This is a genomic window from Streptomyces sp. NPDC054956 (assembly GCF_053609185.1).
In genome coordinates, this window is record NZ_JBSGXB010000551.1 from 1 (window position 1) to 2,571 (window position 2,571).

2 protein-coding genes are annotated in these 2,571 nt (G+C 71.2%); one reads left to right on the forward strand and one right to left on the reverse strand.

The features are described from left to right. Positions 1-159 precede the first annotated feature (159 nt). A complete protein-coding gene (locus ACWGDE_RS38090; RefSeq protein WP_453393665.1) occupies positions 160-1,794 on the reverse strand; it encodes an FAD-dependent oxidoreductase in 1,635 nt (544 codons plus the stop codon). Between the two features lie 282 nt (positions 1,795-2,076). On the opposite strand from ACWGDE_RS38090, the gene ACWGDE_RS38095 reads away from it, so the two are divergent. Next, on the forward strand, positions 2,077-2,571 hold a 495-nt coding region (locus ACWGDE_RS38095), incomplete at its 3' end, for an antibiotic biosynthesis monooxygenase (protein WP_453393666.1).

A 2,571-nucleotide genomic window follows, 5' to 3' on the forward strand; every position in this document is an offset into this window, starting at 1 on the left:
GGGCCTGCGGCTGACGGCGGCTGACGGGCCCGGGGCACCCGGGCACCCGAAAACGCCCCTGCCCCCGGCCCGCTTACGGGCCGGCGGCAGGGGGACCACCCGGCGGTGAGGCCGGTCAGCCAGGTCGGCCGCTCGGGCAGGCCGGGCAGGTCAGCCGGGTCAGGCCCGGCGCAGGATCTCGGACATCGCCTCGAACAGCGCGGCCTGCGGATCGGCCGCCGCACCCTGCGAGCGCCACGCGACGAACCCGTCCGGCCGCACCAGGACCGCGCCCGCCTCCGTCAGCTCGTGCACCTCGACCCAGTCGGCGCCCGCCTCCTGCACCAGATCGGCCCCCGGCCCGGATCCGATGGCATAGGCGTCCAGCTTCGCCGACAGCCGTTCGGCCACCCGTTCGGCCGCCGCGCTCCACGGCGTGCCCGCGCCGCTGAGCAGCACGAACGAGCGCTCGTACAGGTCCAGCGTCGAGATCCGTTCGCCGTCGGGCCGGGTCAGCCACATGTGCGGGGCGCGGGTGCCGACGTCGCCCTTCATCCGCATCCCCTCGGGGATGACCGGCCGGTCCGGGTCGCCGCCGACCATCGCCCCGCACGGGTACGCGTACGCCATCGCGGTCGTCAGGACCCCGCTGCCCGGCCCGCCGCTCATGGTGGGCGGCGGCACGTACCCCGGGTGGCTGTGCTCCGCGGAACGAGCCGAGGCGCGCTGGGCGGTCGCCAGGGCCACCGGCAGGCGCTCCGCCCCGTAGGTGTCGAGCAAGCCGATGCCGGCCGACCCGTCGAGGACCGCCGCGATCTTCCAGGCCAGGTTGTGCGCGTCCTGGATGCCGGTGTTGGAGCCGAACGCCCCGGTGGGGGACATCTCGTGGGCCGCGTCCCCGGCCAGGAACACCCGCCCGGACGAGTACCGCTCGGCGATCCGTTCGGCCGCGTGCCAGGGAGCCTTGCCGCCGATCTCCACGTCCAGGTCCGGTACGCCGATCGCCGCCCGGATCTGCTCGATGCAGCGCTCCTCGGTGAAGTCCTCCAGGGTCTCGCCCCGGTCCGGGTGCCACGGCGCGTGGAAGACCCACTGGGTGTCGTTGTCCACCGGCAGCAGGGCCCCGTCCGCACCCGGCTTCATCAGGTAGCAGACGATGAAGCGCAGGTCGCCCAGCACCTCGAGGAGCCGGCGCGAGCGGAAGGTGACGCTGACGTTGTGGAACAGCTCGCCGCTGCCCGTCTGCGCGATGCGCAACTGCTCGCGTACGGGGCTGCGCGGGCCGTCGGCCGCGATCAGGAAGTCGGCGCGCACGGTGAGGTGCTCACCCGTCTTGCGGTCCTTGACCAGGGCGTTCACCCCCGTGGCGTCCTGGTCGAAGCTCATCAGCTCGGTGGAGAAGCGTACGTCGGCCCCTTGCGCGCGGCTCTGCGCGGCGAGGATCGGCTCGATGTTGTTCTGGCTGCAGACGCACCAGGCGGTCGGGCTGAACTTGGCCAGCGCACCCGACGGGTCGATGGCCTTGACCAGCCATTTGTGCTCGCCGCCCAGCAGGGAATCCGTCTGCAGGATGCCCATGTTGTTCTCCAGGACGGAGGCCGCCTGCCGGATCGCGCCCTCCGCCCCGGCCACCCGGAACAGCTCCATGGTCCGGGCGTTGATGCCGCGGCCGCGCGGGTGGTCGGAAGTGCCTGCGTGCTTCTCGACGACCATGTGTCTGATGCCGTGACGGCTCAGGAACAGTGAAGTGGACAGACCCACGAGGGACCCGCCCACGACGAGAACCGGTACGCGAACATCTGCGGTGTCTTCCATCAGCTGCGAGCTCCTGATTTCTGTGTGGGGGAGTGGACTCTTTATGCCCCCGATCGGCAGCCGAGCCCAGGAGATTCGCCCGTTGTCACCCGCTTGATCCGGAGATGTAGCGGTACATCCCTACCCGGATGACGATGAGCGACAGCGGTTCCCCCAAGACGCCCCGGCCTGCGTTCCACCGAGAAGGCCGCCGGGCGGGCGGCCACCGCCGAGGACGGACCAGGGTCCGTACGCGATCGAACTCCACGCCCTCACGTAGGGCCCTCACGAAGGAGTGAGCAGATGACGACCACCCTGTCCGAACGGGTGTCACAGTCAGCCTTCGACGGCTCGATGCTCCGGGTCGTCCTGCTGATGGACCTCCACGAAGGAGCCCAGCAGCGGTTCTTCGAGGCCTACGAGCAGCTGCGCCACGACATCGCGTCGGAACCGGGCCACATCAGCGACCAGCTCTGCCAGTCCTTCGAGAACCCCTCGCAGTGGCTCATCACCAGCGAGTGGGAGAGCGCGCCGCAGTACCTCGCCTGGGTGAACAGCGAGCACCACGCCGAGCAGGTGCGCCCGCTCGGTGCCTGCGCCCGTGCCATGCGCCCGCTGAAGTACACCGTCCTTCGCGAGACCGGCCGCGGCTACCAGGACGCGCAGCGGCCCGCGCTCGCCCGGCTGCAGGCATCGCCGCGGCTGGGCGCCGGCATCGTCCGCCACGCCCTGACCTTCACGGTCAAGCCCGGCAGCGAGAAGGACGTCGCCGATCTGCTGTCCTCCTACGACTCCCCG